The sequence below is a fragment of the Microbacterium aurantiacum genome (assembly GCF_031625015.1).
In the GTDB taxonomy this organism is placed as follows: Bacteria; Actinomycetota; Actinomycetes; order Actinomycetales; family Microbacteriaceae; genus Microbacterium; species Microbacterium aurantiacum.
Genome location: NZ_JAHWXH010000004.1, coordinates 80,014 through 105,834, shown reverse-complemented (window position 1 = coordinate 105,834; position 25,821 = coordinate 80,014). Strand labels below are relative to the sequence as shown.

The 25,821-nt window shown below is 71.0% G+C and carries 22 protein-coding genes; 16 read left to right on the top strand and 6 right to left on the bottom strand.

From position 1 onward, the window contains the following. The first annotated feature begins 42 nt into the window (after window positions 1-42). Entirely contained in the window at window positions 43-1,797 is a 1,755-nt protein-coding gene (locus KZC50_RS14570; RefSeq protein ID WP_310892133.1) for a proline--tRNA ligase, read from the top strand. 22 nt (window positions 1,798-1,819) lie between these two features. Here the strand turns inward: KZC50_RS14570 and KZC50_RS14565 are convergent, their stop codons facing one another. Together KZC50_RS14565 and KZC50_RS14560 are read right to left on the bottom strand one after the other, a co-directional pair. Beyond that, window positions 1,820-2,623, bottom strand: coding sequence for a DUF1206 domain-containing protein (locus KZC50_RS14565; RefSeq protein ID WP_310892132.1), 804 nt, complete (start codon window positions 2,621-2,623; stop codon window positions 1,820-1,822). Between the two features lie 24 nt (window positions 2,624-2,647). Continuing rightward, window positions 2,648-4,183 (bottom strand): alanine/glycine:cation symporter family protein, encoded by a 1,536-nt coding sequence (locus KZC50_RS14560; RefSeq protein WP_310892131.1) that lies wholly within the window; start codon window positions 4,181-4,183, stop codon window positions 2,648-2,650. An 87-nt stretch (window positions 4,184-4,270) separates the two neighbouring features. On the opposite strand from KZC50_RS14560, the gene KZC50_RS14555 reads away from it, so the two are divergent. The 5 genes from KZC50_RS14555 to rbfA all read left to right on the top strand — a co-directional run bounded on the left by KZC50_RS14555 (window position 4,271) and on the right by rbfA (window position 10,939). Then, complete coding sequence (locus KZC50_RS14555) at window positions 4,271-6,148, top strand: lipase family protein (RefSeq protein WP_310892130.1); 1,878 nt, start codon at window positions 4,271-4,273, stop codon at window positions 6,146-6,148. A 108-nt stretch (window positions 6,149-6,256) separates the two neighbouring features. Next, window positions 6,257-7,243, top strand: a complete 987-nt coding sequence (gene nusA / locus KZC50_RS14550) for a transcription termination factor NusA (RefSeq protein ID WP_053547599.1) — start codon at window positions 6,257-6,259, stop codon at window positions 7,241-7,243. A gap of 59 nt (window positions 7,244-7,302) precedes the next feature. Beyond that, window positions 7,303-7,557, top strand: coding sequence for a YlxR family protein (locus KZC50_RS14545; protein ID WP_082334658.1), 255 nt, complete (start codon window positions 7,303-7,305; stop codon window positions 7,555-7,557). Window positions 7,558-7,670: 113 nt separating this feature from the next. Further along, a complete protein-coding gene (gene infB, locus KZC50_RS14540; RefSeq protein ID WP_301132782.1) occupies window positions 7,671-10,436 on the top strand; it encodes a translation initiation factor IF-2 in 2,766 nt (921 codons plus the stop codon). Window positions 10,437-10,507: 71 nt separating this feature from the next. Beyond that, a complete protein-coding gene (gene rbfA, locus KZC50_RS14535; RefSeq protein ID WP_301132651.1) occupies window positions 10,508-10,939 on the top strand; it encodes a 30S ribosome-binding factor RbfA in 432 nt (143 codons plus the stop codon). An 18-nt stretch (window positions 10,940-10,957) separates the two neighbouring features. Here the strand turns inward: rbfA and KZC50_RS14530 are convergent, their stop codons facing one another. Next, window positions 10,958-11,824 carry an HhH-GPD family protein gene (locus KZC50_RS14530; protein WP_310892129.1) on the bottom strand — a complete coding sequence of 289 codons (867 nt, stop codon included), beginning with the start codon at window positions 11,822-11,824 and terminating at the stop codon, window positions 10,958-10,960. A gap of 50 nt (window positions 11,825-11,874) precedes the next feature. Here KZC50_RS14530 and truB point away from each other — a divergent pair, with 50 nt between their 5' ends. From truB to KZC50_RS14510, 4 genes are read left to right on the top strand one after another with little or no spacing between them, the layout of a single operon-like run. Continuing rightward, window positions 11,875-12,762 (top strand): tRNA pseudouridine(55) synthase TruB, encoded by an 888-nt coding sequence (truB, locus tag KZC50_RS14525; protein WP_310892128.1) that lies wholly within the window; start codon window positions 11,875-11,877, stop codon window positions 12,760-12,762. Beyond that, complete coding sequence (locus KZC50_RS14520) at window positions 12,759-13,127, top strand: hypothetical protein (protein WP_301132657.1); 369 nt, start codon at window positions 12,759-12,761, stop codon at window positions 13,125-13,127. Before truB ends, KZC50_RS14520 begins: the two co-directional genes overlap by 4 nt. A 43-nt stretch (window positions 13,128-13,170) precedes the next feature. After that, window positions 13,171-13,608: a hypothetical protein gene (locus KZC50_RS14515; RefSeq protein ID WP_310892127.1), complete on the top strand. Its 438-nt coding sequence runs from the start codon at window positions 13,171-13,173 to the stop codon at window positions 13,606-13,608. Beyond that, a complete protein-coding gene (locus tag KZC50_RS14510) occupies window positions 13,605-14,573 on the top strand; it encodes a bifunctional riboflavin kinase/FAD synthetase (protein WP_301132661.1) in 969 nt (322 codons plus the stop codon). Before KZC50_RS14515 ends, KZC50_RS14510 begins: the two co-directional genes overlap by 4 nt. 25 nt (window positions 14,574-14,598) lie before the next feature. On the opposite strand, the gene deoC is transcribed toward KZC50_RS14510, so the two are convergent. After that, window positions 14,599-15,312, bottom strand: a complete 714-nt coding sequence (gene deoC, locus KZC50_RS14505) for a deoxyribose-phosphate aldolase (protein ID WP_310892126.1) — start codon at window positions 15,310-15,312, stop codon at window positions 14,599-14,601. Then, a complete protein-coding gene (locus KZC50_RS14500) occupies window positions 15,309-16,055 on the bottom strand; it encodes an NRDE family protein (RefSeq protein ID WP_310892125.1) in 747 nt (248 codons plus the stop codon). The genes deoC and KZC50_RS14500 overlap by 4 nt, the downstream gene beginning before the upstream one ends. A 44-nt stretch (window positions 16,056-16,099) precedes the next feature. Between KZC50_RS14500 and coaBC the strand changes: the two genes are divergently transcribed. The 5 genes from coaBC (at window position 16,100) to KZC50_RS14475 (ending at window position 22,539) form a co-directional block, all read left to right on the top strand. Then, window positions 16,100-17,359 carry a bifunctional phosphopantothenoylcysteine decarboxylase/phosphopantothenate--cysteine ligase CoaBC gene (coaBC, locus tag KZC50_RS14495; RefSeq protein ID WP_310892124.1) on the top strand — a complete coding sequence of 420 codons (1,260 nt, stop codon included), beginning with the start codon at window positions 16,100-16,102 and terminating at the stop codon, window positions 17,357-17,359. A gap of 83 nt (window positions 17,360-17,442) precedes the next feature. Further along, window positions 17,443-18,330 carry a glycerophosphodiester phosphodiesterase gene (locus tag KZC50_RS14490; protein ID WP_053547589.1) on the top strand — a complete coding sequence of 296 codons (888 nt, stop codon included), beginning with the start codon at window positions 17,443-17,445 and terminating at the stop codon, window positions 18,328-18,330. 68 nt (window positions 18,331-18,398) lie between these two features. Next, window positions 18,399-19,043: a hypothetical protein gene (locus KZC50_RS14485; RefSeq protein ID WP_310892123.1), complete on the top strand. Its 645-nt coding sequence runs from the start codon at window positions 18,399-18,401 to the stop codon at window positions 19,041-19,043. Window positions 19,044-19,243: 200 nt separating this feature from the next. Continuing rightward, on the top strand, window positions 19,244-21,397 hold the full coding sequence (locus tag KZC50_RS14480) for a DEAD/DEAH box helicase (protein ID WP_310892122.1): 2,154 nt from the start codon (window positions 19,244-19,246) through the stop codon (window positions 21,395-21,397). Window positions 21,398-21,510: 113 nt separating this feature from the next. Beyond that, window positions 21,511-22,539, top strand: coding sequence for a 6-phosphofructokinase (locus KZC50_RS14475; RefSeq protein ID WP_053547586.1), 1,029 nt, complete (start codon window positions 21,511-21,513; stop codon window positions 22,537-22,539). Window positions 22,540-22,619: 80 nt separating this feature from the next. Here the strand turns inward: KZC50_RS14475 and KZC50_RS14470 are convergent, their stop codons facing one another. Continuing rightward, entirely contained in the window at window positions 22,620-24,734 is a 2,115-nt protein-coding gene (locus tag KZC50_RS14470) for a S9 family peptidase (protein WP_310892121.1), read from the bottom strand. Between the two features lie 86 nt (window positions 24,735-24,820). On the opposite strand from KZC50_RS14470, the gene KZC50_RS14465 reads away from it, so the two are divergent. Continuing rightward, on the top strand, window positions 24,821-25,729 hold the full coding sequence (locus tag KZC50_RS14465; protein WP_301132671.1) for a phosphodiesterase: 909 nt from the start codon (window positions 24,821-24,823) through the stop codon (window positions 25,727-25,729). Window positions 25,730-25,821 lie beyond the last annotated feature (92 nt).

The following is a 25,821-nucleotide window of genomic DNA, read 5'->3' as shown; positions in this document are numbered from 1 at the left end:
CGCCGCGCGGCGCGACCGGCCGCGCGCGTAGACTCGTCGCTCGTGGTCACCCGTCTGTCGAACTTCTTCCTCCGCACCCTCCGCGAAGACCCGGCCGATGCCGAGGTCACGAGCCATCGTCTGCTCGTGCGCGCCGGCTACATCCGCCGCGCCGCGCCCGGCATCTTCACGTGGCTGCCGCTGGGCCTGAAGGTCAAAGCGAAGATCGAGGCCGTCATCCGCGACGAGATGGCGGCGGCGGGGGCGTTCGAGGTGCATTTCCCGGCGCTGCTGCCGCGGGACCCGTATGAGCAGTCCGGTCGCTGGACCTCCTACGGCGACGGCATCTTCCGCCTGCAGGACCGCAAGGGCACCGACTACCTGCTGGCGCCGACCCACGAGGAGATGTTCACGCTCCTGGTGAAGGACCTCTACTCGTCGTACAAGGATCTGCCGCTGACGATCTTCCAGATCCAGGACAAGTACCGCGACGAGGCCCGGCCCCGCGCCGGACTCCTGCGCGGTCGCGAGTTCACGATGAAGGACGCCTACTCGTTCGACTACACCGACGCGGGACAGGATGCCTCGTACCAGGCGCAGCGCGACGCCTACGAGCGCATCTTCCAGCGCCTGGGCCTGGAGTACGTCGTCGTCGCCGCCGACAACGGGCTCATGGGCGGTGCGCGCAGCGAGGAGTTCCTCCACCCCACACCCGTGGGGGAGGACACCTTCGTCCGTTCCGCCGGCGGCTACGCCGCCAACGTGGAGGCCTTCACCACGGTCGTCCCCGACGCCCTCCCGATCGACGGTCTTCCCGAACCGCAGATCTTCGATTCGCCCGACACCCCCACGATCGACACGCTCGTCGCGCACGTCAACGCCCACCTCGACGGCGAGTACACCGCAGCAGACACGCTGAAGAACGTCGTGCTGGCCCTCACCCACCTCGACGGCACGCGCGAACTCGTCGTGGTCGGACTCCCGGGTGACCGGGGCGTGGATGACAAGCGCGCCGAGGTCGCCTTCGCTCCTGCGGCGGTCGAGCCCGCCACCCCGGAGGACTTCGAGCGGCATCCGCTCCTGGTCAAGGGCTACATCGGCCCCTGGTCGCCGACCGGACCCGTCCTGGGCGAGGAGTCGGCGACCGGCATCCGCTACCTGCTCGACCCGCGGGTGGTCGACGGGACGTCCTGGATCACCGGCGCGAACATCGACCAGAAGCACGTGCACTCCCTCGTGGCCGGCCGGGACTTCGCTGCGGACGGCGTCGTCGAGGTCGCCGAAGTCGTACCGGGCGATCCGGCACCCGACGGATCCGGGCCCGTCGAGCTCGCCCGCGGCATGGAGATCGGTCACGTCTTCGCCCTCGGCCGGTTCTTCGCCGAGACGCTCGGGCTGAAGGTCCTCGACGAGAACGGCAAGCTCGTCACCGTCACGATGGGCTCCTACGGCATCGGTGTGACCCGCATCCTCGCGATCCTCGCCGAGCTGAACAACGACGCGAAGGGACTGGTGTGGCCGGAGTCGGTCGCGCCGTTCGACGTGCACGTCATCGCCACGGGTAAGGATGCCGCGGCCTTCGACCTGGCGACGACGCTCGCCGCGGACCTCGAGGCCGCCGGACGCGACGTCCTCTACGACGACCGACCCAAGGTGTCGCCCGGGGTGAAGTTCGCCGACGCCGAGCTCATCGGCGTCCCGCGGATCGTCATCGTCGGCCGCGGTGCCGCCGATGGACAGGTCGAGCTGTGGGATCGGCGCACGGGGGAGCGCGAGGTCGTCGCGGCCGCCGAGGCCCTGCGCGTGCTGGCGGGCTGATCGGGCCCGAGGCCCGCACCGATCAGATGTCGGCGTACCGCGTGCGGGCGAAGAGGAACAGCGCGTAGGCGAGGAAACCCGCGCCGACGGCGCCTCCCAGCCACGAGCCGAACGGCAGGGCCATGAGGGCCTCCACGGCGCCGTCGAACCCGCCCGCGTAGGATCCGTCGACGGTGACGGCGGCCATCGTCAGCAGCACCCCGACGATGCCGAGGGCGATCCCCTTGGCGATGTACCCGATGACCCCGAGGCCGATCACCGCCACACCGAGGACGCCGCCGGGGATGACCATGAACGGTCGGAAACGGGTGAGGACGCCCATCACCGCGAAGGCGATGCCGCTGCCGAGGACCGTGAGGCCGATCGCCCCGAGCAGCCACGGACCCCCGGGCATCTGCAGAAGCGCCGTACTGGCCTGCTGCAGCGACCGATCGCCCTGCGGGCGCGCACCGAGCGCGATCGCACCGGCGATGAATCCGAGGGCGAGGTAGATGACCGCCTTCCCCCACTCGACCGCACGCCGCCGCCATTTCGCCACCGTGCTGCGGTCGCGGACCAGCAGACCCTCCACGACGTAATAGACCCCGAGGGCGGTGACGGCGATGACGAGCGCCCACAGCGCGAAGAGTCCGAAAGGGGCGGCGGCGAGGGCCTTGAAGGCCCCGGCCTGATCGGATTCGCCCTCCCCGCCGAAGACGACGACCACGATGATCACGCCCATCAGCAGGTGGACGAGGCCGTTGCCGGCGAATCCCGCGCGCGCAGCCCACCGCACCGGGGTGGATTCCTCCACCGACCGGGCGGCGCGCTTGGCCTCACGTCTCATCCCATAGACGCTAGACCCTTCGCGTCACGAGTCCGTGCGACCGGCCGATCCGTGCAGGTGGTCGCGGTGCTTCGCCGACTGTCGGCGGCTGGTCGGAAGGTCGATGGGGCCTGTGACGGACAGCTCGTCCTCCCACACCTCGATGTTCTTCACGTCCGGCATGAGGTCGCGTGTGAAGACGGGATCGCGGCCCTCGCGCCGCTGCCGCGTGTAGTCCTTCAGCAGTCGGAAGGCGATCCCCGAGAGGAGACCGATGGCCACGAGGTTGACGAGGGCCATGAAGCCCATCGCCCCGTCGGCGAAGGTCCAGATCGCCCCGGTGGACACCAGGGCGCCGACGAGGACGGCGAGGACCGCCACGACCCGATAGCCGGTGAGCACCGCGCGGTTCCCGGTGATGAACTCGATGTTCGATTCGCCGTAGTAGTAGTTGCCGAGGATGGAGCTGAAGGCGAGGAGGAAGATGATGATGCTCAGCACCACGTTCGACCACTCGCCGAGCGTGCCGACCACCGCACCCTGCGTCAGCCCGATGCCCTGCGTGGCCCCGGCGAGGTCGGGGACGGAGACCAGGATGATGAACGCGGTGATCGAGCAGACGAGGAAGGTGTCGAAGTAGACCCCGAGGGTCTGCACGAGACCCTGCTTGACGGGATGGGTGACGGCGGCGGAGGCCCCGGCGTTCGGGGCGGATCCGAGACCCGCCTCGTTCGAGAACATGCCGCGGCGGACACCGGTGAGGATGATGTAGCCGAGCGTGGCGCCGACGACCTCGTTGTAGCCGAACGCCGAGGTGAAGATCTCGGCGATGACCGCCGGGATCCGATCCGCGTGGATGACGACGATGACCAGGCCCAGGATCAGGTAGAGGATCGCCATCGCGGGGACCAGAGTCTGGGTGACCGAGGCGATGCGGCGGACGCCCCCGAAGACGACCAGGGCCATGAGGACTGCGAGGCCGATGCCCGTGGCCCACGGCAGCCACGCCGAGGCGGACTCGTCGAAGCTGCCGGCGAGCGTCGCCTGGATCGTGTTCGCCTGGAGGGACGAGAAGGCGAGAGGGAAGCAGATGATGAGGATGACGGCGAAGACGATCCCCATCCACCGGGCGCCGAGGCCGCGCTGCATGTAATACGCCGGGCCGCCGCGGAAGCCGTCCTTGTCGCGGGTCTTGTACAGCTGCGCGAGCGACGACTCGATGAAGGCGGACGCGCCACCGACGAAGGCCATCAGCCACATCCAGAAGATCGCGCCCGGGCCGCCGAGGGCGATCGCGGTCCCGACGCCGGCGATGTTGCCGACGCCGACACGGGAAGCGGCGGAGATCGTGAACGCCTGGAACGAGGACACCGACTGCGGCTCGCCCGATTCGGTGCGGGGCGTCTTGTCGGTGAGGGTCCGGAACATCTCCGGGATGAGCCGGAACTGCACCACTCCGGATCGGAGTGTGAAGTAGAGCCCGAGGAGCACCACGATGGGCAGGACGATCCAGGTCCACAGGTTGTCGCCCCACGTCGCCATCCAGTCGGTGAGCGCGTCCACATCGATCAGCTGATCCATTGGGCCCAGTATGGCGGCCCGGCGTCGGCGCGCAACACCTTTCCGCCCGGTGATCGACGATGTCGCCGCGCGTTTAGCATGGTGTCGGTGAGGCGCGAACACCGGGCACGTCCCGCGTCGAGGTGGAGTATCCTCCCGCGGCTCGTCGCCGACGCCCCACCCGCGATCACCCTCGTCGTCGGAGCGATCGTCCTGATCCTCGCGCTGCTCATCATCACGCGGCCGCTGACGTCCCTCGTCCTCCTCACGGTCTACGTCGGGGTGAGCGTGGTCCTCTCCGGTGTCAGCGAGGTCGTCCGGACGACGGATGCCGGGTCGCTGCCCCGACGCCTCTTCGGCGGCGCCTGGATCGTGGTGGGTCTGGCGCTCCTGATCGGACTCGGGCGGACGCTGGAGGAGCTGCCCGGCATCCTCGCCGTGCTGCTCGTCCTCGCCGGCCTCGCCTCGCTCTTCGACGCGATCACCCAGGGGTCCGTCAGCGAACGGGTCCTCGCCACCGCGTGGGGCGGCGCGCAGATCGTCTTCGGCATCCTCGCCCTCACGTGGCCGGACGTGACCCTGCTCGTGGTCGCGGTGGTGTTCGGTGTGCGCTCGGCCGTGTTCGGTCTGACCCTGATCATCCGGGGTCTGCGCGGATTCGGCCCGGGCTCCGGTGGGCGACGGGCGATGTCGGACGCCTTCACGGCACCGCCCGAGTACAACGACGCCCCCTTCCGTGTCGCGCACCGCTGGCGCGCGACCGGTCGCTTCGCCCTTTCTCTGGTCCTCGTGCTCCTGGCCTCCGGCAGCTGGTATCTGGGGAGCTGGATCCAGAGCGGCGCGCCCGTGGTCGACGCCTTCTACGATCCTCCGGCCGTCGTTCCCTACGACAACGGCCGGCTGATCCGCGCGGACGCGTTCTCGGGACAGTCTCCGCCCGGGGGAGACGTGCAGCGGATCCTCTACACGACCCGGGACGCCCTGGGTCGTCCCGCGGTGGCGAGTGCGCTCGTGATCACCCCCACCGAGTCGCGTCCGGGTGCACGCCCGGTGGTGGTCTGGAACCACGGCACGACGGGCGTCGCCCGGGGGTGCGCGCCGAGCCTCCGCGATGCCTCCGCGACCCACTGGGCGATTCCGGGGCTCAACGACGCCCTCGAGCGGGGGTGGGTCGTGGTGGCCTCCGACTACTCCGGCCAGGGAGCACCGGGCGTCTTCCCGTACCTCATCGGGCGCGGCGAGGCCCGGTCCTCCCTCGACGCGGTCCTGGCCGCGAGGGAACTGGACGGTGTGGCGCTGTCGCGCTCCACGGTCGCGTGGGGGCACTCGCAGGGGGGACACGCGGCACTGTGGATGGCGGAGATCGCCGCCGACTACGCCCCCGACATCGACCTCCTCGGCGCGGCGGTCCTCGCCCCCGTCACCGACCCGCTCGAACTCGCCGACGAGGTGACGCGCAACGTCGCCACGGCCGAGCTGTCGATCATCAGCTCGTGGGTCCTCGTGCCGTACGCCGACACGTACGACGACGTCGACCTGTCCCGATACGTCGCGCCCGGTGCGCAGACGCTCGTGCGCGAGATGACGCAGCGGTGCCCCACCGAGCCGGGCGTGATCGTGTCGGTGGCCACCGCCCTCGGCGTCTCCGAGGACAGTCCTCTGTTCCCCGCCGATCTCACCACGGGCCCTCTCGGGGCGCGACTGGCCGAGAACGCGGCCACGGGGCCGTGGGACGTGCCGATCCTCGTCGCGTGGGGCGATGCGGACGAGGTCATCCCCGCGCGTCTCCAGGAGGGATTCGTGGAGCGGGCGTGCGCGCAGGGTGACGAGGTGCGCTGGACCGTCTACGCCGGATACGACCACCTCGCCACGGTCCTGCCCCGCTCGCGCTTCCTGCCGGTCCTGATCTCGTGGACCGACGCGCTGTTCACGGGACGGGACGCGCCCACGGACGACTGCGCGCGCTACGCCGACGCCGCGCCCTGACCGCGGCCCGTCCACCGGCCCCCGATGCCTTCCACCGCGGCATCCGGTAACGTAATGGGGTTCCGGCCGCTATCTCGGGTCGGTGAGAGCTGAATACGGAGGCCCCCTGTGGACATCGATCTCGGACTGCTGCGAACGGTCGAGCGTGAGAAGGAGATCCCCTTCGACGAGCTCGTCAGGATCATCGAGCAGGCGATCCTCACCGCCTACGCCAAGCACACCTCGCCCGATGGAGAGCTGCCCGCGGGCGCCCGGGCGGAGCTGAACCGCAAGACCGGCCACGTCGCGGTCTTCATCCCCCTCCTCGACGAGGACGACGCCGTCATCGGCGAAGAGGAGTCGACGCCGGAGAACTTCGGTCGGATCGCCGCCTTCGCCGCGAAGCAGGTCATCAGCCAGCGTCTGCGCGACATCGCCGACGACGCGGTCCTGGGGGAGTTCCGCGGCAAGGAGGGCGACATCGTCGCGGGTGTCGTCCAGCAGGGCCCCAACCCCCGCATGATCCACGTCGATCTCGGCACGGTCGAGGCGATCCTCCCGCCCGAGGAGCAGGTGCCGGGCGAGGACTACTCCCACGGGTCTCGTCTGCGCGTCTACGTCACGTCGGTGTCGAAGGGGACCAAAGGCCCGCAGATCACCGTTTCTCGCACGCACCCCGGCCTCGTCCGCAAGCTCTTCGCCCTCGAGGTCCCCGAGATCCCCGCGGGCCTCGTCGAGATCGTCTCCCTCGCGCGGGAGGCCGGTCACCGCACGAAGATCGCCGTGAAGGCGAACGACTCCACGATCAACGCCAAGGGCGCGTGCATCGGCGAGCTCGGGCGTCGCGTGCGCGCGGTGACGGAGGAGCTCGGCGGGGAGAAGATCGACATCGTCGACTACGCCGCGGACCTCCCGACGTTCGTCGCGAACGCGCTGTCGCCGGCGAAGGTGACCTCCAGCTTCGTGCTGGACGCCTCGACCAAGGCGGTGCGGGCGCTCGTGCCCGACTACCAGCTGTCCCTCGCCATCGGCAAGGAGGGTCAGAACGCGCGCCTGGCCGCCAAGCTCACCGGCGCCAAGATCGACATCCAGCCCGACTCGATCCTGGAGTCCTGACCCTCTTCCGCGCCGGGCGCGCTCCGCACCCGGCGCGGGGTCAGGGAGCGAGGTGTACCATGGAGCCCGTACGAATGTGCGTCGCGTGTCGCGCACGCGTCCCTCGGACCGCCCTCCTTCGGGTGGTCGCCCGCGAATCCGTCCTCGTCATCGATGAGCGTGCGGTGTTGCCGGGCCGGGGCGCGTGGGTCCACGCGTCGAGTGCGTGCATGGGTGTCGCCGTGAAACGGCGGGCGTTCGTGCGTGCGCTCCGTGTGTCAGGGCCACTTGACACGCAGACCATCGAAGAGCACCTACAGCAAGACAAAGGCTGAACGGCTATGGAAACAAAGTGAACGGCTCGAAATGAGTCCCGTCCGCGACTAATGGTCTGCCCTGTGTGGGGTGGACCCCAGACAGGAGAATTGTGGCAAACGCCAAACCACGCGTGCACGAGATCGCTTCCGAACTCGGCGTCGACAGCAAGGTCGCCCTCGCCAAGCTCAAGGAGCTCGGCGAGTTCGTGAAGAGTCCGTCGTCCACCATCGAACCCCCGGTGGCCCGGAAGCTCCGCGCCGCCCTTGAGGCCGATGGGGCAGGTGGCTCGTCCGCCGCTCCGGCCCCGGCGGCCAAGCCCGCCGGACGCCCCGGCCCTGCCCGTCCCGCTGCGCGCCCCGGCCCGGCCGCCCCGAAGCCCGCCGAGGCGGCTCCGGAAGCGACCCCGGCCCCCGCGCCCAAGCCCGCCGCCGCGACGCCGGCGGCGCCCGCATCGGCGGCACCCGACGCGACTCCGTCTGCTCCCGAGCAGCCGGCGGCCGACGCGGCCCCTGCCCCCGCGGCCGGTCCCAAGCCCGGTCCCGGCGCGCCCGCGGCACCGGCGGCTCCCCGCCCCGGCGGCACACCCCGCCCGGGCAACAACCCCTTCTCCTCGCAGCAGGGCATGGGCCAGCGTCCGGCAGGCCCCCGTCCGGGCAACAACCCGTTCTCATCCCAGCAGGGCATGGGCCAGCGCCCGAGCCCCGGCAACATCCCGCGCCCGCAGGCTCCGCGTCCGGGCGCTCCGCGTCCGGGTGCTCCCGGCGCGCGTCCCGGCCGTCCCGGTGGCGGCGGCGGGCGTCCCGGTGCGCCGTTCCAGCAGCGTCCGGGCGGCCCGGGTCGCCCCGGCGGTGCCGGCGGCGGCTTCCAGCGCCCTGGTGGCGCACCCGGCGGCGGTTTCGCCGGTCGCCCCGGTGGTGGCGGCGGTCGCGGCCGTGGTCCTGGCGGAGGCACCGCCGGTGCGTTCGGTAAGGGCGGCGGCAAGTCCAAGCAGCGCAAGTCGCGTCGGGCGAAGCGTCAAGAATTCGAGATGAGGGATGCCCCGCAGGTCGGTGGCGTCAACGTCCAGAAGGGCAACGGCGAGATCATCCGCCTGCGTCGCGGCGCGTCGATCTCGGACTTCGCCGACAAGCTTGAGGCGATCCGCGGGTACACCGTGCAGCCCGGCACGCTCGTGACGATCCTCTTCAACCTCGGCGAGATGGCCACGGCCACCGAGTCGCTGGACGAGGCGACCTTCGAGGTGCTCGGCGCCGAGCTCGGCTACAAGATCCAGATGGTCTCGCCCGAGGACGAGGACAAGGAGCTCCTCGAGGGCTTCGGTCTCGACCTCGAGGCCGAGCTGGAGGCGGAGAGCGAGGACGACCTCGAGATCCGTCCCCCGGTCGTCACCGTCATGGGCCACGTCGACCACGGTAAGACCCGACTGCTCGACGCGATCCGCCAGACCAACGTCGTGGCGGGCGAAGCCGGCGGCATCACCCAGCACATCGGTGCCTACCAGGTGTGGACCGAGCACGAGGAGATCGAGCGGGCCATCACCTTCATCGACACCCCGGGTCACGAGGCGTTCACCGCCATGCGTGCCCGTGGTGCGCAGGTGACCGACCTCGCGATCCTCGTGGTCGCCGCCGACGACGGCATCATGCCCCAGACGGTGGAGGCGCTGAACCACGCCCAGGCGGCGAACGTGCCGATCGTGGTCGCGGTCAACAAGGTCGACAAGCCCGACGCCAACCCGGCGAAGGTCCGCCAGCAGCTGACCGAGTACGGTCTGGTCGCCGAGGAGTACGGCGGCGACGTCATGTTCGTCGACGTCTCGGCGCGTCAGGGCACGGGCATCCAGGACCTCCTGGACGCCGTGCTCCTCACGGCGGACGCCGGACTCGACCTCACGGCCAATCCGAACAAGGCTGCCCGCGGTGTCGCGATCGAGGCGAAGCTCGACAAGGGCCGCGGTTCCGTCGCGACGGTGCTGATCCAGTCCGGAACACTCCGCGTCGGCGACGCGATCGTCGCCGGAACGGCCTACGGCCGCGTCCGCGCGATGATCGACGAGAACGGCGACCCGGTGGACGAGGCGTACCCGTCGCGTCCGGTCCAGGTGCAGGGACTGAACTCCGTGCCCCGCGCCGGCGACACCTTCATCGTCACCGAGGAGGACCGCACCGCTCGTCAGATCGCCGAGAAGCGCGAGGCCGCCGAGCGCAACGCGCAGCTGGCCAAGGCCCGCAAGCGCATCTCGCTCGAGGACTTCACCCGTGCGCTGGAAGAGGGCAAGGTCGAGTCGCTCAACCTCATCATCAAGGGTGACGTCTCCGGTGCCGTCGAGGCGCTGGAGGAGTCGCTGCTGAAGATCGAGGTGGACGATTCGGTCCAGCTCCGCATCATCCACCGCGGCGTCGGCGCGATCACCGAGTCGGACATCAACCTGGCCACGATCGACAACGCGATCGTGATCGGCTTCAACGTCCGTCCCGACACCAAGGCGCGCGAGCGCGCGGCCCGCGAGGGTGTGGACGTCCGGTTCTACTCGGTCATCTACAACGCGATCGACGACGTCGAGCAGTCGCTCACGGGCATGCTCAAGCCGGAGTTCGAAGAGGTCCAGTCGGGCGTGGCCGAGATCCGCGAGGTGTTCCGCTCCTCCAAGTTCGGCAACATCGCCGGTGTCATCGTCCGCTCGGGCACGATCACGCGCAACGCCAAGGCGCGCGTCATCCGCGACGGCGTCGTGATCGCCGACGGGCTCGCCATCGAGTCGCTGCGCCGCTTCAAGGACGACGTCACCGAGGTCCGCACGGACTTCGAGGCCGGTATCGGACTGGGCAAGTACAACGACATCCAGATCGGCGACGAGATCGAGACCACTGAGATGGTGGAGAAGCCGCGAGGCTGATCCTCTCCCGTCAGGGGCGCCCGCACATCCGTAAGGGGCGGGCGCCCCTGCTCCGTTCGAAAGGAACACACATGGCCGGCGAACGTCAGGCACGCCTCGGAGACCGCATCCGCGTCATCCTCGCCGAACGTCTCGACAAGGGGCTGCGCGACCCGCGGCTCGGATTCGTCACGATCACGGATGTCCGGGTCACCGGAGATCTCCAGCACGCCTCCGTCTTCTACACCGTGCTCGGCTCCGAGGAGGATCGGGAAGGCTCCGCGGCGGCGCTGAAGGCGGCCACCGGGATGCTCCGATCCGAGGTCGGCAAGCACCTGAACACGCGGCTGACGCCGTCGCTGGAGTTCATCCTCGACGGCATCCCCGAGAACGCCGGTCACATCGAGGACCTCCTGCGCGAGGCGCGGGAACGCGATCAGGCCGTCGCCGGACTCGCGGCGTCCGCGTCGCCGGCGGGCGAGGCCGACCCGTACATCAAACCCCGCGTCGACGACGAGGACTGATCCGGCTGCGCGGCTCTCTCAGCGGGGGAGCCGCGCCCGGTCCGCCACGACCTCCACCAGGCCGTCGGCGACGAGAGAATCGATCGCGCGGTCCCGTTGGCGTGGATCGGGCCACTCCGCCAGCAGCGCGGCGAGGTCCACCTCTTCCGGTGCCGCGCCGCGCAGGATGCCGAGCACCGCACCCCGCGCGTGGCGGTCGCTGCCCTCGTAGCGCGGCTGACGGCGACGCAGGTCGGGCGACGCGGGGAAGCCTTCGGCGCGCCATCGACAGATCTCCGCGAGCGGGCATGCGTCGCACCGCGGAGACCGTGCCGTGCACACGGTCGCGCCGAGCTCCATCGTCGCGGCGTTGACGATCGCGGCATCCGCGCGGTCCTCCGGAAGGATCCCCTCCATGCGGACGAGGTCCCCTCTCGCGGGAGGACCGGGCTGCGCCCGCCCCTCGAGGACGCGGGCGAGAACGCGGCGGGTGTTCGTGTCGACCACCGGATGTCGGTCTCCGTAGGCGAAGACCGACACCGCCCGTGCCGTGTAGTCGCCGATGCCGCTGAGGGCGAGCAGCGCGTCCACGTCCCGCGGGACGACGCCGTCGTGCCGGTCGCGGACCTCCACCGCCGCGCGGTGCAGCCACAGCGCGCGACGGGGATAGCCGAGATTCGCCCACTGCGCGACGGCCTCCCCCGGTGCGGCCGCGGCGAGCGCGGCGGCATCCGGCCACCGCGAAAGCCAGGCCTCCAGGTGCGGGATGACGCGCGCGACCGGTGTCTGCTGGAGCATGAACTCGCTCACGAGGATCCCCCAGGCTCCGAAGCCGTCGCGGCGCCACGGCAGGTCGCGGGCGTTCTCGCGGTACCAGGCGATGAGGGGCGGTGCGAGTGCGGACATCCCCACGAGCCTAAGCTGGTGAGCATGCCTGTGGATCCCGGGGACGACCGATGACGGCCGGCGGCATCCTGCTGGTGGACAAGCCCGGCGGCATCACCAGCCACGACGTGGTAGCCCGCGCCCGCCGCGCACTCGGCACCCGCAAGGTGGGTCACGCCGGGACGCTCGACCCGATGGCCACGGGGCTGCTGGTCGTCGGTGTCGACGCGGCGACGCGCCTGCTCACCTATGTCGTCGGCCTCGGCAAGACCTACGAGGCCACCATCCGGCTGGGGCAGGCGACGACCACCGACGACGCGGACGGGGAGCAGACCGCGCAGACGGACGCCTCGTCCCTCACCGCGTCGCAGATCGAGGCCGCGCTGCAGCCCCTGCGCGGCGTGATCTCGCAGGTTCCGAGCACCTTTTCCGCGATCAAGGTCGAGGGGCGCCGGGCGTACGATCTGGCCCGGGCGGGGGAGGACGTGCACCTGAAGGCGCGCGAGGTCACCGTATCCAGACTCGACGTCGTGGCCGAACGTCGGCACGGCGTCGTCGTCGATCTCGATGTCGTCGTCGACTGCTCCAGCGGCACCTACATCCGTGCTCTCGCCCGCGATCTCGGATCGGCCCTCGGGGTCGGCGGGCATCTCACCGCCCTCCGGCGCACGCGGATCGGTCCGTTCTCCGTGTCGGATGCGGTGCGCCTGGACGACATCGGCCGGGATCGCCTCCGCACCTCCGCGGCCGCCGCCGCCGAGGTGCTGGGCCGGTTCGACGTCACCGGGGAGGAGGCCCGAGACCTCCGTCACGGCAAGCGCCTCTCCGGAGCCGCCGAGCGTCTCCCGTCGTCTCCGATCGCCGCCGTCGACCCTGACGGTGTCCTCGTGGGCATCGTCGAGCGACGCGGAGCGGATGTGAAGAGCGTGATGAACATGCCCGAAGGAGACAGCGCATGATCCTGTGGTTCACCCTCGCTCAGGTGGTCCTCGCCGTCGTGGCGGGGTTGTTCTGCGTCATCGCCGGTCTCGCCGGTCGACGCCCAAGCGATGTGAGCGTCGGATCCCTCGCCCTGGTGGAGCTGTTGCTGATCGTGCAGATCGTCGCGGCCGTCATCGCCCCCTTCGCCGGGAACCCGCCCTCGGGGAGCGCCCTGGAGTTCTGGGTCTACCTGGTCTCGGCCGCGCTCCTTCCGGTGGCGGCGGTGGCCTGGGCACTGCTCGAGCGGAGCCGCTGGAGCACGGTCATCATGGGTGTCGCCGCCCTCTCGGTCGCCGTCATGGTGTGGCGGATGCAGGTGATCTGGACCGTCCAGGTCGCGTGAGCGGGGTCCGCCCGTCGCGCGCCGCGCCTAGGATCGAAAGGTCATGAGCGCCTCCTCCCGTCCCCGCATGAGCGGCATCGGCCGCGTCCTGGTCATCGTCTACGCGGTGATGGCCCTCGCCGCGACCGGTCGCTCGTTCGTGCAGATCGTCGAGCGCTTCGACGAGGCGCCGCTGGCATACGCCCTGTCGGCCCTCGCGGCGCTCGTCTACATCCTCGCCACGCTCGCGCTCGTCTTCGCCGGGTCGGCGCGGTGGTACGTCGTGGCGTGGGTCGCGATCGTCTTCGAGCTGGTGGGTGTCCTCGTCATCGGCACGCTGAGCCTTGTGCTCCCCGCCCTCTTCGCGCACCCGACGGTGTGGTCGGGCTTCGGGTACGGCTACCTCTTCATCCCCCTCGTGCTGCCCTTCCTGGGCTTGTGGTGGCTCATCACGCATCGCCCCGGCGTCCCCCTGGAGCGTGCCGCAGAGGTCGCCGCGTGATCGTCTTCCGCGATCCGATGGATGTGCCCCGCGACTTCGGTCCCTCCGTCGTGGCCATCGGCAAGTTCGACGGCGTGCACACCGGCCACCGTGCCGTGATCGACCGTGCGCGTGTGGACGCCGCGGCCGCGGGAGCCCGCGTGGTCGCCGTCACGTTCGACCGGAACCCGCTGGCCGTCCTCCGCCCGGACCTCTGCCCCGAGTCTCTCGTGGGACCGGAGCAGAAGCTGCGCCTCCTCGCCGAGGCCGGTGTCGACGCGACCCTCATGCTGACCTTCGACGAGACCCTCGCGGCGCTACCTGCCCGGGCCTTCGTCGAGCACGTCCTCGTCGGCGCGCTCGCGGTGCGCCTGGTCATGGTCGGCAGCGACTTCCGTTTCGGTCGCGGTGGTTCCGGTGACCCGGAATTCCTCCGCGCGCTCGGCTCCGAGCTCGGATTCGACGTCGAGGTCGTCGACGATGTGCGCGCGGCGGATGCCGGGCGACGCGTGTCGTCCACGTGGGTGCGCGAGCTCCTGGCCGACGGAGCCGTCGACAACGCCGCCCGCGTCCTCGGCCGTCCGCACGCGGTGCGCGCGGAGGTCGTCCACGGACTCAAGCGCGGTCGCGCACTCGGGTATCCCACCGCGAACCTCGCCGCCGACCTCGAAGGGTTCGTCCCCGCCGACGGCGTCTACGCGGGATGGCTGGTCGACCACGGGGCACGCGGAGGTGCCGACGCACTGCGCAGCAGCATCCGTTATCCCGCGGCGATCAGCGTCGGGACGAACCCCACCTTCGACGATGTCCCTGTCCGTCAGGTGGAGGCCTACGTGCTCGACGAGACGGACCTCGACCTGTACGGCCACGTGGTCGACGTGCAGTTCGTCGCCCGCATCCGCGGGATGCAGGCCTTCGACGGCATCGACCCTCTCATCGCGCAGATGGGTCAGGACGTCGCGGACGTGCGGGCGGCGCTGGGCTGAGCCCGCGCCGCCCGGTCCGTGATCCTCAGTAGGAGGAGTCGTCCACCGCGCCGGTCGCGGCGGCGCCCTCGTCGACGGCGCGCGCTTCCGCGAGGATCGTCGCGGAAGCACTCGTGCCGAGGCGCGTCGCGCCGGCATCCAGCATCGCCACGGCCGTGTCGAGGCTCCGCACCCCGCCGGAGGCCTTGACCTGCACCGTCTCGCCGACGTTCGCGCGCATCAGTCGGATGTGCTCCACGGTCGCGCCCCCGCCGGCGAACCCGGTGGAGGTCTTGACGAAGTCGGCGCCGGCGGCTTCGGACGCGCGGCAAGCCCGCACGATCGCGTCGTCGTCGAGGTACGAGGTCTCGAAGATCACCTTGACGATGTGCCCGTCGGCGGCGGCGACCACCGCGCGGATGTCCGCCTCGACCTCGGAGTCCATTCCCGAGAGGAGCCAGCCGATGTTCAGGACCATGTCGAGCTCGCTCGCGCCGTCGGCCAGCGCCTGGCGCACCTCGGCGATTTTCGTCGCGGTGGAGGTCGTGCCGTGCGGGAAGCCGATGACGGTGCCGACGGCCACGCCGGTTCCGGCGAGACGCTCCACGGCGTGCGGGATGTCGGAGGGGCGCACACACACGCTGAACACGCCCCACTGCGCGGCGATGTCGAGCTCGGCGTCGACGGCGGCGCGGGTGAAATCGGGCTTGAGGATCGCGTGGTCGATGGCGGCGGCGATCTGGTCGTGCGTATACGTCATGGTGAAAGCCTACGTTCGAGCGGGCGCAGCCGCACCCGTGCCCATGCCGCCGGTTCGGGCAGCTCCCCATAGCGGACGTCCGCGCCGTCGCCGTCGATCGACGCGACGCAGACGAGCAGCGACTGGGTCGGGTATCCGTGGGGACGGTTGTCGCGGACGATCGCCTCGTCGTCGGTGGCGGCGAGGCCGGCGCTGGTGTCCAGGACATCGAGCCACGGCTCCCACCACGCGTCGCCCGCGGCGGGTGGTGCCGAGCGGAAGGCGTCCAGCCACCGGGCGATCCGCGGGGTGGCGGGGTCGTCGAGATCATCGTGGGCGATCATGTGGGTTCCCGGAGGGATCGCGGTCTCGCGCTCCGCGATCCCGTTCCACTGGAGCAGGCGCGCCCTCCGGGCGGCGACGTCGACGAGGTTGAAGCCGTGCGTGCGCGGCGGGCGCGTCCATCGCCTGCCGGCGGCGCGAGCGAGGACCAGGCCGCCGCGAGAAGCAGGGGAGGGGTCGGCGAGAGTCTCCGCGCGGTTCAAAAGGACCGCCAGGCGCCCGGTGTCCACGTCGGCGGCCAGCCACGCCCCGCCGGCGCGGACGTCCTGCACCCCGACGAGCGCGGGGTGCGTCTGCGGCCACCACGGTCCGAGCGGTCTCCACGGGCGCTCCGGATCCTCGTCGCGGATCGCCAGCAGCCGGACGGCGCGATCATGTGCGGGCGCGTCCGGCTCGGGAACGTGGATCACGACCGTGCACACGGGAAGACCTCCGAGGTCGGGGCGGAACGTGCCAAGATCGGAACGTGTTCGTCGTGGTGGGAGTGACGGGCGGCATCGCCGCCTACAAGGCCGTCGCCGTCGTCCGCGCGTTCGTGCAGGAGGGGCACGACGTCCATGTCGTCCCGACGCCGGATGCGCTCCGCTTCGTGGGCACCGCGACGTGGGAGGCGATCAGTCGGAACCCGGTGACGACCTCCGTCCATGACGATGTCGCGCGTGTGCGTCATGTGTCCCTCGGTCAGTCGGCCGATCTGATCGTGATCGCCCCGGCCACGGCGAATTCGCTCGCGAAGATGACGGCCGGCCTCGCGGACGACCTCCTCGGGACGACCCTACTGGCCACGACCGCACCGGTGGTCGTGGCCCCTGCGATGCACACCGAGATGTGGCGGCATCCGGCCACCCAGCACAACATCGGAATCCTGCGCGGTCGCGGCGTCGAGGTGGTCGGGCCCGAGGACGGCCCGCTCACCGGTGGCGACAGCGGCCCCGGGCGGATGTCGGAGCCCGACGTGATCGTCGCGGCGGCGCTCGCGGCGGTCGGTTCCCCCGCCGACGCCGGCGCGTCCGGAGAGGGGGCCGAGCGCGGGCGCGACCTGCAGGGCCTCCGCGTCGTCGTGAGCGCCGGCGGGACGCGGGAGCCGATCGACCCGGTCCGCTTCCTCGGCAATCGCTCGAGCGGTCGCCAGGGTGTGGCGGTCGCCTGCGCGGCCGCCGATCGCGGCGCCGAGGTCACGCTCGTCGCCGCCCACATCGACGCCGACGTCCTGGCTGCGGCATCCGTGTCGCCCCGGGTGCGGGTCGTCCGGGCGGGGACGGCGGCCGAGCTGGGAGACGCGGTCCGCGAGGCCGCGGTGGGGGCGGATGTGGTGGTGATGGCCGCCGCCGTGGCCGACTACCGCGTGGCGGAGGTGTCCGCGCACAAGCTCTCGAAGGAGCAGGCCGACGGGCCGGAGGTCTCGCTGCACCTCGTCCAGACCGAAGACATCCTCGCCGGACTCGCCTCCGGCCGCGCTCCCGGACAGACGATCGTCGGGTTCGCCGCCGAGACGCCCGCTCCTGACGAGACGCTGCTCGAGCGCGGTCGGCGCAAGGCCGTCCGCAAGGGCGCCGATCTCCTGGCGGTGAACCGCGTCGGGTGGGCCGAAGGGTTCGAGGTCGACGTCAACGCGCTGCTCCTCCTCGACCGGCGCGGTGAGCTCGTGGCCGAGGCCCGGGGAGACAAGCGTGCCGTCGCCGACGCGCTGTGGGACGGCATCCGGAAAATCCGCGCCGAAAGGTAACGAACAGGTAACGACGTGGGCTAGGGTGATCGCACCCGCACGTCCGGCCCATCGATGCCGATGGGACGACCCGAAGGACGCCCATGCCGCTCGATCCTGCGCGCGACCGACTCGCCTCGCTCGTGGTCGCCTGTGCCCTCGCCGCCGTCGCGGTCGTCGTCGCCGTCGTCGGGGCGAGTCCTGCGCGGGTGAGCGCCGGCGAGCTGCTCGGCGACACGCGCGATCCGGGGGAGGCGGCGTTCATCGCCAGTCACCGGGGCGGCGCGGCCGTCGCGCCGGAGAACACCCTCGAGGCGGTCCGGATCGCCCTGGACGCCGGGTTCTCCTACGTCGAGGTCGACGTCGGACGCACCGCAGACGGGCATCCCGTCCTCCTGCACGACGCCACGGTGGACCGCACGACCGACGGCACCGGCCGGCTCGACGCGCTCGACCTCGCCGAGGTGCGGTCCCTCGACGCCGGGTCCTGGTACGCGCCGGAGTTCGTCGGCGCCCGCGTCCCGACGCTCGAGGAGTTCCTCGACGTCCTCGGCGGAACCGACGCCCGCGCGCTCCTCGAGCTGAAGGGGGAGTGGGACGAAGCGGGGGTGACGCGGGTACTCGCCGCGATCCGCGACCGCGCCCTCGACGACCGCGTCGCGACGGCGAGCTTCGACGCGACCGCGCTCGCCCACGTCGCGGCGCAATCCGACACCGTCCACCGGATGCTGATCCTCCGCCGTCTGCCGGATGACGCGGCCCGTGCTGCGGCCGAGGCGGGGGTCCGGGCCCTGATCGTGGACCGGGCCGCGGTCATCGACCGGCCCGCGGTCGTCGACGAGCTGCACGATGCCGGCATCCGGATCGTCGTCTACACCCTCAACACCGATCGGGACTGGGGCGAGGTCACCGCGCTCGGGGTCGACGGCATCATCACCGACGACCCCTTCACCCTCTCGGACTGGCAGGAGGGCGTCGCGCTTTCCCGCTGACGCGGGGCGTCGCCGCGGGCCGACGCGCTCCGGGACGTAGGCTCGCCTCCGGAGTGTTCGGAGGTCTCATGGTCCACGTCCGTCGTCGGCGCCGCGCCGCGCCCGTGCTGCTCGCGGCCGGCATCCTGCTCGCCGTCCTCACCGGGTGCCAGCCCGAGCCGGTCACCGCCACCGCCACGCCCGCCCCCACTCCGACCGCCTCCGTCGCCTCTCCCGCGGAGACCTTCGCCCCGTCCGCCGAGCCGACGGAGACCGCACCCGCCGCGGCGCTTCCCGGAGAGTGCGCGGCGCTCTACTCCGAAGGGATGCGCGCGTCGCTCGAGGCGACCGTCCCGCCGGCGAACGACCCCGTGGTGACGATGCTCTCCTCGCAGAACGCCCAGCTGGCGGAGCTCCTCGCTTCGGGCATCCCGGTGCTGCGGTGCACGTGGGGCGGTGCGGAAGGGCCGGGCATCGCCACGACCGTCGCGTCGATCGAGCCGGCGCAGGCGGATGCCGCGCGCGCTGTCATGGCCGAGTCGGCGTTCGGGTGCGAGAGCATCGGCGACGCCGATCTGTGCCGCATCGAGCGCCGGGGGATCACCCTCGACGACGTCGAGTACGTCAGCGGCGAGGATCACCTCTTCGCCGACGGGCTGTGGGTCGCCACCAGCTGGATCGACGTCCTCCCCGAGGGGTACTCCGCTGACATCGCCGCGCAGCTGTGGGGATGAGGACGGGTCGCGTCCGCTAGACTCTACGCCGGGGGCTGCCACGCGACGCCGCACCGCGCCAAGCGCGGGCCCGCGGCATCCGGCGACACACCCCCTCCCGCGTTCGCGACGGCGTCCGCGCCGCCCGCGGGACGCACGCTGCCAGGCCGATCCTCGATCGGACAACGCCGGGTTCTCCGGCATCCACGCTCAGGAGGAGCATGCCGACCACGGCGCCCACCCAGACGTCCTCTTCGCGACGACGCAGGCCCTCGTCCGCCCGTCGGGACGACGAGTCGCCGATCATCCCGATCCTCGCCCGCAAGGTGCGCGAAGTCGAGGCCAAGGCCCAGCGCGGCAAGCTCGGACCGACCAACCGCGTGAAGTTCCAGGTCATCGCCTTCCTCGTCCGCGAGGAGCGGGCGCGGGTCAAGGCCGACACCGAGGCGAGCGACGCCACGCGCGCCGAGCTGCTCAAGCGCCTGGACGGGGTCGCGACCATCCTCGCCAAGACCGCCGCGCGCGACACCTCCCTCATCCAGTTGCTCGAAGTGGACCAGGCCACATCTCCCGTGGCCCGCCGGATGCGGCGGGACTGGCTGCTGGAGTCCGGGGCGGAGCTGCCGCCGGACGAGCTGATCATCACCGACGCCGCGCCCGCCGCGGCCCCCGTCGTCCCGGCAGCCCTCGCCGAGCGGCAGGTGTTCCCGCCGCAGGTCGAGGCGCGGCAGATGGCCAACCCGTTCCTCGCCCCCGATCTCACCGCCCGCGCCCCCGCATCCACCGTCCGACGGCGTCTGGACGGGTGGGAGCTGATGGGTCCGCTCTACAAGGCGTTCGAGATGGGCGCCGGCGGCACGGCCGCGTCGATGGAGCTCCCTCCTGTTCCGGAGTTCGACCGGCTCTCGCCGCGGGGCCTGCAGATCATGCCCCACCAGTCGCGCTTCCTCGAGGCGGTCCGCGAAGGCCACCGCGCCTTCCTCCTCGCCGACGAGCCGGGGCTCGGCAAGACCGCCGAGTCGGTCCTCGCGGCATCCGTCGCCGACGCGTACCCGCTGCTGGTGGTGGTGCCGAACGTCGTGAAGATGAACTGGGCGCGCGAGGTCGAGCGGTGGACGCCGCAGCGTCGTGCGACCGTGATCCAGGGTGACGGCGAGAACATCGACGCCTTCGCGGACGTCTTCATCGTCAACTACGAGATCCTCGATCGTCACCTGTCGTGGCTCAGCTCCCTGGGGCTGAAGGGAATGGTGGTCGACGAGGCGCACTTCATCAAGAACCTCACCTCGCAGCGCTCGCGGAACGTGCTCGCGCTGGCGGGCCGCATCCGTGAGCAGACCGGCAACCCCCTCCTCCTCGCCCTCACGGGTACGCCGCTGATCAACGACGTCGAGGATTTCGACGCGATCTGGCGGTTCCTCGGCTGGACGAACGGCGAGAAGCCGGGGCCGCTGCTGATGGAGAAGCTCGATGCCACCGGCCTCACCCCAGCCGACAAGGCGTTCTATCCCGAGGCGCGCGACGCGGTGATCTCGATGGGCATCGTGCGGCGAAAGAAGAAGGATGTCGCCGCCGACCTCCCGGACAAGCTCATCGCCGACCTCCCCGTGCAGCTCGACGACGACTTCGGCCGCTCGATCCGCGCCGCCGAGCGCGAACTGGGCGCGCGGCTCGCGGCGAAGTACCGCCGGATCATCGACGCGCGCGGCGACCGTGGCCTCGCGCCCGGTGAGGTCGACGACGACATCGTCCGCCTGGTCGCGCACAACGAGCTCGAGGAGTCCAAGGCCGCCGGCACCGGAGGCGACAACGTCTTCACGATGGTGCGGAAGATCGGCCAGGCCAAGGCGGTGCTCGCCGCGGACTACGCCCTGCAGCTACAGCGCTCCGTCGGCAAGGTCGTGTTCTTCGCCAAGCACATCGACGTCATGGATGCCGCGGAAGCGCATTTCGCCGCGGCGGGTCTGCGGACGGTGTCCCTGCGCGGCGACCAGTCCGGCGCGGCCCGTCAGGAGGCGATCGACGCCTTCAACGACGACCCCGAGGTCGGCGTCGCGGTCTGCTCGCTGACGGCCGCGGGCGTCGGGGTGAACATGCAGGCCTCGTCCAACGTCGTGCTCGCCGAGCTGTCGTGGACGGCCGCCGAGCAGACGCAGGCGATCGACCGCGTGCACCGCATCGGTCAGGAGGAGCCGGTCACGGCATGGCGGATCATCGCCGCGCACACGATCGACACGAAGATCGCCGAGCTCATCGACTCCAAGCAGGGGCTCGCCCAGCGCGCCCTCGACGGAGACGCCGTCGACCCGCAGTCGAGCGATTCGGTGCAGCTGTCGGCGCTGATGCACCTGCTGCGGCAGGCGCTCGGCGGCTGACCCGCGCCCGGTCCCGGCCTCCGGCCCGCCGTGTAGCACCGCGCTCGCGCGGACGCTAATGTCGGGTGAGGCAGCGTGGCCGACCCGATTTCCCGACAGCGAGGACCACAGCAATGAAGATCGGCATCCTGACCAGCGGCGGTGACTGCCCCGGACTCAACGCGGTGATCCGCGGCGCCGTGCTCAAGGGCACGACCACGTACGACCTGGAGTTCGTCGGCATCCGTGACGGATGGCGCGGCGTGGTGGATGGCGACTTCTTCCCGCTGACCCGGCACGAGGTGAAGGGTCTGTCCAAGGTCGGCGGGACGATCCTCGGCACCAGCCGCACCAACCCGTACGAGGGCCCGCGCGGGGGTGCCGAGAACATCGCCAAGACGATGTACGGCCACCGCCTCGACGGCATCGTCGCGATCGGCGGCGAGGGCACCCTCGCCGCGGCGAACCGACTCGCCGGCGACGGCATCAACGTCATCGGCGTGCCGAAGACGATCGACAACGACCTGCGGGCCACGGACTACTCGTTCGGATTCGACACCGCGGTCAACATCGCCACCGACGCGATGGACCGACTCCGCACGACCGGTGATTCGCACCAGCGCTGCATGGTCGCCGAGGTCATGGGACGCCACGTCGGCTGGATCGCCCTGCACGCCGGCATCGCCGCCGGCGCCCATGTCATCTGCATCCCCGAGGTGCCGTTGTCGATCGAGGAGATCACCCAGCAGGTCACCCGGGCGCACGACCGCGGCCGTGCGCCGCTGGTGGTGGTGTCGGAGGGCTTCAAGCTCAAGGACATGGACGAGGCTTACAGCGACAAGGGGCTGGACGCGTTCAACCGCCCGCGTCTCGGCGGCATCAGCGAGATCCTCGCTCCCGAGATCGAACGGATCACCGGAATCGAGACCCGGGCCACCGTGCTCGGCCACATCCAGCGCGGCGGCTCGCCGTCGGGCTTCGACCGGGTCCTGGCCACCCGCCTGGGCCTGCACACTGCGGACGCGATCGTGCAGGAGGCGTGGGGGCAGATGGTGGCGCTCCGCGGCACCGACATCGTGCGCGTGCCGTTCGCCGACGCCCTCGGCGAGCTGAACTCCGTGCCCCTCTACCGCTACGAAGAGGCCGCCGCCCTCTTCGGGTGACCCGGCAACGGGCCTTCATGTGGCACTCGTGGCCGCCTCATCGTGCGCGAGGCGGCCACGAGTGCCACATGGAGCGTCCGTCAGGCGGCGCCGACGACGTCCAGGAGCCAGGCGATCTCGTACGCGCGCTCGTGCCAGCTGTTGTATCGGCCGCTGACGCCGCCGTGACCGGCGACCATCTCGCACTTCAACAACGCGTCGGCCCCGACCTCGCGTAGGCGCGCCACCCACTTCGCAGGCTCGACGTAGAGCACGCGGGTGTCGTTGAGCGAGGTGACCGCGAGGATCCGTGGGTACCGGACGCCTTCGCGGACGTTCTCGTACGGGGTGTACGACTTCATGTACGCGTACACGTCCGGGTCGTGCAGGGGGTCGCCCCACTCGTCCCACTCGATCACCGTCAGCGGCAGTGAGGGATCGAGGATGGTCGTCAGCGCATCCACGAAGGGGACGCCCGCGAGGATGCCCGCGAACAGGTACGGCGCGAGGTTCGCCACCGCGCCCATGAGCAGTCCGCCGGCCGACCCGCCCTCCGCGACGAGGATCTCCGGCGTCGTGTACCCGGAATCGACGAGGTGGCGGGCGCAGTCGACGAAGTCGGTGAAGGTGTTGCGCTTCGCGAGGAGCTTGCCGTCCTCGTACCACTGGCGGCCCATCTCTCCACCGCCGCGGACGTGCGCCACCGCGAAGATCACACCGCGGTCGAGTTCGGACAGCCGCGAGACCGAGAAGCCCGGGTCGATCGAGTGCTCGTAGGAGCCGTAGCCGTAGAGGTGCATGGGGCGGGGTGCGCGCCCCGCCTCGCCGAACGAGGTCTTCCACACCAGGGAGACCGGGATGCGGGTGCCGTCGGATGCCGGGGCCCACACACGCGCCTGCGCGTAGTCGGCCGGGTCGTACCCGCCGAGCACCGGCTGGCGCTTGCGCAGGTGGCGCTCACCGGTGGCGATGTCGAGGTCGTACACCGTGCCCGGAGTGACGAACGAGCCGAACCCGACCCGCAGGACCGGGGGAGCCCATTCCGGGTTTCCGCTCGCACCGACGGTGTAGAGCGGCTCGTCGAAGCCGATCTCCTCCACGGTGCCGTCGGCGTAGTCGAGCAGACCGAGGCGCGCGAGCCCCTCGCGGCGATATCCCAGGACGCCCCAGTCGCGGAACGTCGAGAGGCCGAGCAGGCGTCGGCCCGGGAGGTGGGGGACGACGACGGTGCGGGCTCCGGCCGGGTCCTCTGCGCTCACCCGGACGAGCTCGAAGTCGAGGGCGTCGTCGTTGTGCAGGATGAACAGGACGTCCTCGCCGTCGACGACCGCGTGCTCGCTGTCGTACTCCACGCCCTCCCGGCGCGGCCAGACCACGCGGGGTTCGCCGCGCAGATCGTCGGCATCCAGGATCCACTCCTCCGACGTGATCGAGGATCCGAGCCCGATCATCAGGTACCGGTCGCTCCGGGTGAAACCGGCGCCGACCCAGTACCGCTCGTCGGGCTCGTGGAAGAGCTTCTGATCGGCGTCGACGGCCGTGCCGATCTCGTGCAGCCACACGGTGTCCGGACGCCACGCGTCATCGACGGTCGTGTAGACGATGAACGCGCCGTCGGGGGAGAACGTCGCTCCGGCGAAGGTGTCGGGGATGACGTCGGGCAGGTTCTCCCCGGTCACGAGATCGCGGACGCGCAGCGTGTAGCGCTCGTCGCCCTCGACATCCACGCCGTAGAGGAGGCGGGTGCCGTCGGTCGACACCTCGAAGCTGCCCAGCGAGAAGAAGTCATGCCCCTCGGCCTCGACGTTGCCGTCGAGCAGGATCTGCTCGCCCGGCACCTCGGTGTCGGCATCCAGCCGTGGTGGGGTCCAGTCCTCGGGCGAGGCGAGCGGTGCCCGGCAGTGGATGCCGTACTGGCTTCCCTCCACGGTGCGGGAGTAGTACCACCACTGCCCTCGGCGGACGGGCACCGAGAGGTCGGTCTCGAGCGTCCGCTCCTTGATCTCGCTGAAGATCCGCTCCCGGAGGCCCGCGAGGTGCGCCGTCCGCGCGTCGGTATAGGCGTTCTCGGCCTCCAGGTGCGCGATGACATCGGCGTCGTCCTTCGCGCGCAGCCATTCGTAGCGATCCTCGACGTCGTCGCCGTGATGACGGCGGATCGTGGGGCGGGGCTCGGGCGCGGGGGCGGATGCCGGGAGGGTGTCGTGTGAACTCACCCGTCCACGCTAGCGGCGCTCCGCCCGGGGGTGGCGGTCAGGACCCGTGCTTCGTCGATGCGGGAGGGTCGTGTCAGGCTGAGGGCATGGACGCCGCCCTCCCGCAGTTCGGTCAGTACGCCGCGCCCCGGCACACCCTCGTGCATCTCAGCGATACCCATCTCCTGGCGGGCAACCCGCCCCTCGGGGGTCGCTTCGACACGGCGGCGAATCTGGATCGGATGCTCGAGGCGCTCGAGCGGACCGGGCTGACACCCGACGCGCTCGTCTTCACGGGAGACCTCACAGACCTGGGCGAGCCCGAGGCCTACCGGACCCTCCGCGCGGCGGTCGAGCCGGTCGCGGAACGTCTGGGCGCTCCGGTGGTGTGGGTGGCGGGCAACCACGACGAGCGCGCGGCGATGCGGCAGGGGCTGTTCGACGCCGCACCGACCGAGGAGCCGGTGACGGGGGTGTGGGACCTGAACGGCCTGCGCCTCGTGGCGCTCGACACCAGTGTCCCCGGGTGGCATCACGGCGAGCTCGACACGGCTCAACTGGAGTGGCTGGCGGGCGTGCTCTCCACTCCGGCGCCGCACGGGACCGTCGTCGCACTCCACCACCCACCCCTGCCCTCGCACGTCCCGCTCTTCGACATCCTGGAGCTCCGTGAGCAGACCCGTCTCGCCGAGGTGCTGCGGGGGAGCGATGTTCGGGCGATCCTCGGCGGGCATCTGCACTACGCCACCACGGGGACGTTCGCGGGGATCCCGGTGAGCGTGGCCGCCGCCAGCTGCTACACCATGGACATCTCCCGCCCCGCCGTGGAGGTCAACGGCATGGACGCCGGTCAGTCCTTCCAGCTCGTCCACGTCTGGGAGGACACCGTCACCCATTCGGTGGTTCCGGTCGTGGACGCGCCGTCCGCGGATTTCTTCTCCGCGGAATGGGTCGCGCGGATGGCGCGGATGACGCCGGAGGAGCGCCTGGAGGAGTTCTCGCGGAAGCGCGGGTGACCAGACGCGGTGTACAGATGACGTCTCGAGAACGCCGTGGTGTACAGGGTGTCGGTGGGGCGACGCGGGTAGGGTCGGGGCATCCCTTCACA